The organism is Burkholderia sp. KCJ3K979, assembly GCF_016759955.1.
In the GTDB taxonomy this organism is placed as follows: domain Bacteria; phylum Pseudomonadota; class Gammaproteobacteria; order Burkholderiales; family Burkholderiaceae; genus Burkholderia; species Burkholderia orbicola.
This window is the reverse complement of the sequence record NZ_JACFYV010000323.1, coordinates 1-5,223: the sequence shown is the minus strand read 5'-3', so window position 1 is coordinate 5,223 and position 5,223 is coordinate 1. Positions and strand designations below refer to the sequence as shown.

Here is a 5,223-nt window from a genome sequence, read left to right as displayed (position 1 = left end):
CGCGCTGCGCGGGACGCTGCCGCCGACCGCGAACGGCTACCGCGTGCTGGACCGCAAGCGCGTGTTCATCCCGCCGACGAGCCGCAACAACGCGGCCGTCACGTACTACACGGCGGTCGGCACGCTCGTCGAGCTGGCCGTGCACGAAGCGACCGGCAAGGTCGAACTGCTCACGCACCACTCGATCATGGAATGCGGCAACCAGATTTCGCCGCAGCTCGTGTCGGGCCAGTTGCAGGGCGGTCTCGCGATGGGCATCGGCCATGCGCTGCACGAGTACCTGCCGCTCTACGAGGACGGCCCCGGCAACGGTACGTGGAACTTCAACCGTTACCGGTTGCCGCGCGCGTCCGACGTCGCCGTCTGGACCCAAACGGGCGACGTGCTACCGCCGCTGTCCGAGACCGATCCGCCGAAGGGTGTCGCCGAAGTGGTGATGATCCCCGTCGTCGGCGCGATCGTGAACGGCATCGCGCACGCGATCGGCCATCGTTTCACCGACCTGCCGGTGACCCCGCAAAAGATTCAGGAGGTGCTCGCATGACGACCGCCCAAACCGCGGCTTCGGCCGCGAGCGCCAGCGCGGCAGCGACCGCCGCTTCCGCACCGACCGCGGCTTCGGCCGCCCCGGCGTCCGCTCCGGCTGCGCCGGCATCGGCATCGGCTGCCGTCGAGCGTCCGCTCGTCCGGTTCCAGCAGAAGCCGCTGTCGGTCAAGATCAACGGTAAGGCCGTCGGCCCGATGCAGGTGCCGGAAGGGCTGATGATGATCGAGTTCCTGCACGAGTACGTGGGCCTCACCGGCTCGCGGCTCGGCTGCGGGCAGGGCATCTGCCACGCGTGCGTCGTGATCGTCGACCAGCCGGACGGCACGAGCGAGGAAATGCGCACCTGCATTACCGGCGCGCACTTCTTCCACGGCCGTTCGATCCGCACGATCGAAGGCCACGCGAAGCGCAACGAAGCCGGCGAAGTGGTCGAGCTGTCGCCGATCCAGCAGAAATTCCTCGAGCATTTCAGCTTCCAGTGCGGCTATTGCACGCCGGGCTTCGTCAACGCGGCGACCGTGCTGATCGAACGCCTGAAGCGCGAGCCGGTCGCGAAGGCCGACGTGGAACGCACGATCACCGATGCGCTCGACGCGCACCTCTGCCGCTGCACGGGCTATGTCCGCTACTACGAAGCCGTCAAGGACGTGGTGCTGACGACGCCGGGACTCGTGAAGGACGCCGCATGAAACGCACACTCGCTCATCGTGTCGCGCGGGCCGCGGGCCTGCCCGCGCTCGCTGCGGCCTGCGCGCTGTTGCTCGCCGCCTGCGGCGGCCACGACGCGCCGGCGTCGAATGCGGCGTCCGGCGCGCCCGGCGCCGACCCGATCGCGCGCGGCCGCTATCTCGTCAAGGCCGCCGACTGCGCGGCGTGCCACACCGCGAAGGACGGCGCGCCGTTCGCCGGCGGCGCGGCGCTCGAATCGCCGTTCGGCACGTTCTACGGCTCGAACATCACGCCCGACAAGGATCACGGGATCGGCAACTGGAGCGCGGACGACTTCTACGCCGCGCTGCATGACGGCAAGGCGCCGGGCAAGCGCCTGTATCCGTCGATGCCGTACACGTCGTACCGGCAGATCACGCGCGCCGACGCCGACGCGATGTACGCGTACCTGATGACGGTCAGGCCGGTCGCGCAGGAAAACCGCGCGCACGACCTGAAGTTCCCGTACAACCTGCGCTTCGGCATGGTGTTCTGGGACATGCTGTTCCTGAAGGACAGCCTGCCGGATGCGTCGACCGGACAATCCGCGGACTGGCAGCGCGGCCGCTATCTCGCCGGCGCGCTCGGCCACTGCGCGGAATGCCACACGCCGCGCGCGTTCACGGGCCAGCTCGATGGCGCGAAGCCGTTCGCGGGCGCCGCGCTCGGCCGCGTGGCCGCGCCCGACATCACGCCGGCCGGCCTGGCCGCGCGCGGCTGGACGGGCACCGATCTGCAGACGTTCTTCGGCGTCGGCATCGCACCGCAAGGCTCGGCGTTCGGCGAGATGTATCCGGTCGTGCACCTGAGCACGCAGTACCTGACGAAGGACGACTTGCGCGGGCTGTCGACGTACCTGCTCGGCGATACGCCGCCCGCGCCGCAACCGGTGAAGCCGGTGTCCGCCGACGCCGCGCAACTGGCCGCCGGCCGCTCGGTGTATCTCGCGGTATGTGCGGGCTGTCACGGCTTCAACGGCGAGGGCAAGCCGCACGTGGCGGTGTCGATGAACGGCAACTCGACGGTGCGTCAGGCCGACTCGCGCAACCTGCTGGTCGCGATGCTCGACGGTATCGACGAGCAGAAGTTCGCCGGTTTCGAAAACCTGCAGCCGATGCCGGGTTTCGCGAAAACGTTGAGCGATGACGAACTCGCGCAACTCGCGAACTACCTGCGGGCGACGTGGGGCGGCCAGCCCGCGAACGTCACGCCGGCCGACGTGAAGGCAATGCGTTGAGTCGTGCCGTGGGGTAGAGCGTCGCGCGCGAGCGGCCGGCTTCCGGTGCTCGCGCGCGATTTCGTCGCCTCACTTTCCTCGCGGCGGCGCGTCAGTAGCCGCCACCACCCCCTCCACCTCCGCTGCCTCCGGAGCCGCCATACCGGCTCATGCCCGGCCCTTGCGACGTACCGCTGCCCGACGACGTACAGCCCGCCGACAGCAGGAGCACCAGCGCCGCGATCAGCGCCGCAACCAACGTTGCCGATTTCATTGCGATCTCCTTGCCGCGCGCAGGCGACAGGAAAGGCGGTTCGCGTGAACCGCGCGTCTGCGCGATGAGAAGACGTTTCGGCGGGGCGTTTATTCCATGCTTTTTGCGTATCGCCGCGGCAGCGCCTGGATCAACGATAGACGAGATCGGCGCGGCGGTTTTGCGCCCATGCCTCCTCGTCGTGGCCGAGCGCGACGGGCTTTTCCTTGCCGAGACTGACGGCCTCGAGTTGCGTCGCCGGCACGCCGAGCGTTTCCAGTGTGCTCGCCACGGCCTGCGAGCGGCGCTGGCCGAGCGCGAGGTTGTATTCGGACGTGCCGCGCTCGTCGGTGTTGCCCTGGATCAGCACGCGCCGCGCCGGATGGCTGCGCAGGTAGTCGGCGTGCGCCTGCAGCAGCGACTGGAATTCGGGCTTCACCGAGTACTGGTCGAAGTCGAAGTAGATGCTGCGCTTGGCGAGCGGGCTGTTCGGATTGTTCAGATCGTCGGCCGTCACCGTCGCGACGGTTTCGCTCGAAGGCTCCGGCGCCGCGGCGGCATTCTCGGGCGTTTTCGCCGCGTGGTGGCAACCGGCCAGCAGGACGAAAGTTGCCAGGACCGCGATTCGGTTCATTTTGCTCATCGTTCTTCTCCAGCGGTTGACTGCGTTGAAAGCGGGGCGCGTGCCATTCGCACGCAACCGTCCGGCCGCCATGGCGCGAAAGGTCCGGCTCCGTTGCCGTGATGCAGGCTCGTAAGCCGGTGGTGCGCCAAATGAAAGAATGTTGCGACCGGAACGCCGGATCGAGGCGTCGCTGCAAACAGATTAGGAAAAATGTCACAACGTGCCCAGTTTCTCCGCATTTTTTGCGCAAACGCGACAGTCGGGAGGCATTCTTGCTTGCGCCGGCGGTGCGCGGCAAGCGACGCCTGCCACAGCGAAAAAGGCCGCGCACGGGGCGCGGCCTTGTCGTTGCCGGTCATGGCGATCGGGTGATGCGGGAAGCATTCGCCGGATACAGTCGGTCGACCGCGTGACGCCGCGGCGCACGCCGTATCGTCAGAACTTGTGCCGAAGCCCCAGTGCGACGACGACCTGCTTGCTGTTCGCGGAAGGCGTCAAGGTCCAGACGGTCGCGTTGAACGCCGGATTGCCGTTGCCGCCGCTCACGCTCTGGTAAGTGCCTTCGAGATACGCGTCCGTGCGCTTCGACAGCACGTAGCCGGCCTGCGCGACGACCTGGTTCCATTTCGGGCGCGTCTGGCCCGTGCGGGTGTCGAAGCGGCCCATCGTGTACGTGTACGCGGCGGCGACGCTCAGCGCGCGCGTGACGAAGTAGCGTCCGTCGATCGAGAAGTTGTCGAACACCAGCGATTCGCCCTTCAGCGGCGCGATGTTGCCGCCCTGGAGCACGCCCGTCACGCCGTCGGTGGCGGAATGCGACCACGCGGCGCCGACCGAGTGCGGGCCGAACGCATAACGGCCGGCCATCGCCCAGATCTGCTGGTTGCCGCCCGTGATCGTCGCCGAGCCGTCGACCGTGCTCAGTGCGCCGTCCGGGTTCGGCGCGTTGCGGTCGCGGCTGATCTTCAGGTAGCCGGCGCCGAGCTTCACCGGCCCGTTCTCGTACGACACCCCCGTGCTCCACACCGCATTGTTGGAGAACTGGCCGGCCGCGTTCGAGAAGCCGACCATCGCGCCGAATCTCAACCCGCGAACCGTCGGGCTCGCGTACTTCACGGCGTTGTTGATGCGCAGGTTGCGGTTCGAATCGTCGTTGTCGTACGGGTGGACCGCGAGATTGCCGCCCCAGCCGGGGCCGGACGCGCCGAGCGGCGTCACGTAATCGAGGATCTGGTCGTACTGGCGTCCGAAGGACAGCGTGCCGGCCGTCTGCGAACTCACGCCGACCCACGCCTGGCGGCCGAACAGGTCGACGCCTTTCTGCGACAGCTTGCCGGTGGTGCCCGAGAAGCCGTTTTCGAGCGCGAAGACCGCAGCCATTCCGCCGCCGAGATCCTCGCGGCCGCGCAGCCCCCAGCGCGACGCGTTCAGTGCGCCGCTCGTCATCGCGACGCTGCCGCCGCCGGGCGAGCCGGCACCGCGCGTGCGCTGGTTGGTCGAGTAGGTGATCGACGTGTCGATCAGGCCGTACAGCGTCACGCTGCTCTGGGCATGCGCGACATCCGGCACGAAGCTGCTCAGGCAGGCGGCAATGACGGTCCCCGCGACGCGTGCGCCGGCATGCTGGTTCATTTGGCAGGAATGCATAGGAGTTTGTCGTTGGTCCGGCCTCGCGGCCGATGGGTCGAGCGGCCATTATTGGAGATCGTGCGGCGGTCGATTAAGGCGTTGCACAGGAAAGGTCCTCTGCGGAATCGGTCGGAATCGCGGGGGTGTCGATGGCTGGGAGGCGGTCGGGAAGGGGAGGCGGGTGCGGCGTACGGTTCGGCGAGCCATCGCGCGACGATGGTGTGCCGAACGTCTAGCGGCGGGCG

General features: G+C 68.1%; 6 protein-coding genes. 3 read left to right on the top strand and 3 right to left on the bottom strand.

Features of this window, described 5'->3' with window-relative positions; genetic code table 11:
* The 3 genes from H3O04_RS33700 to H3O04_RS33690 all read left to right on the top strand — a co-directional run.
* A partial coding sequence (locus H3O04_RS33700) for a molybdopterin cofactor-binding domain-containing protein (RefSeq protein WP_202589339.1) occupies positions 1-544 on the top strand: 544 nt, incomplete at its 5' end.
* Positions 541-1,236, top strand: coding sequence for a (2Fe-2S)-binding protein (locus H3O04_RS33695; protein WP_034174791.1), 696 nt, complete (start codon positions 541-543; stop codon positions 1,234-1,236). The genes H3O04_RS33700 and H3O04_RS33695, both read left to right, overlap by 4 nt.
* Complete coding sequence (locus H3O04_RS33690) at positions 1,233-2,492, top strand: cytochrome c (RefSeq protein ID WP_202589338.1); 1,260 nt, start codon at positions 1,233-1,235, stop codon at positions 2,490-2,492. The genes H3O04_RS33695 and H3O04_RS33690 overlap by 4 nt, the downstream gene beginning before the upstream one ends.
* Before the next feature lie 91 nt (positions 2,493-2,583).
* Here the strand turns inward: H3O04_RS33690 and H3O04_RS33685 are convergent, their stop codons facing one another.
* The 3 genes from H3O04_RS33685 to H3O04_RS33675 all read right to left on the bottom strand — a co-directional run bounded on the left by H3O04_RS33685 (position 2,584) and on the right by H3O04_RS33675 (position 4,996).
* On the bottom strand, positions 2,584-2,745 hold the full coding sequence (locus tag H3O04_RS33685) for a hypothetical protein (protein WP_202589337.1): 162 nt from the start codon (positions 2,743-2,745) through the stop codon (positions 2,584-2,586).
* 130 nt (positions 2,746-2,875) lie between these two features.
* A complete protein-coding gene (gene pal, locus H3O04_RS33680; RefSeq protein ID WP_105797629.1) occupies positions 2,876-3,367 on the bottom strand; it encodes a peptidoglycan-associated lipoprotein Pal in 492 nt (163 codons plus the stop codon).
* A 417-nt stretch (positions 3,368-3,784) separates the two neighbouring features.
* Entirely contained in the window at positions 3,785-4,996 is a 1,212-nt protein-coding gene (locus H3O04_RS33675; RefSeq protein ID WP_202589336.1) for a porin, read from the bottom strand.
* Between the last annotated feature and the right edge of the window lie 227 nt (positions 4,997-5,223).

What these genes read in the sequence shown, in the direction of transcription:
- H3O04_RS33685 (WP_202589337.1), bottom strand. Translation starts at nt 2,745, where the DNA reads ATGAAATCGGCAACGTTGGTTGCGGCGCTGATCGCGGCGCTGGTGCTC.
- pal (WP_105797629.1), bottom strand. Translation starts at nt 3,367, where the DNA reads ATGAGCAAAATGAACCGAATCGCGGTCCTGGCAACTTTCGTCCTGCTG.
- H3O04_RS33675 (WP_202589336.1), bottom strand. Translation starts at nt 4,996, where the DNA reads ATGCATTCCTGCCAAATGAACCAGCATGCCGGCGCACGCGTCGCGGGG.
- H3O04_RS33690 (WP_202589338.1), top strand. Translation starts at nt 1,233, where the DNA reads ATGAAACGCACACTCGCTCATCGTGTCGCGCGGGCCGCGGGCCTGCCC.
- H3O04_RS33695 (WP_034174791.1), top strand. Translation starts at nt 541, where the DNA reads ATGACGACCGCCCAAACCGCGGCTTCGGCCGCGAGCGCCAGCGCGGCA.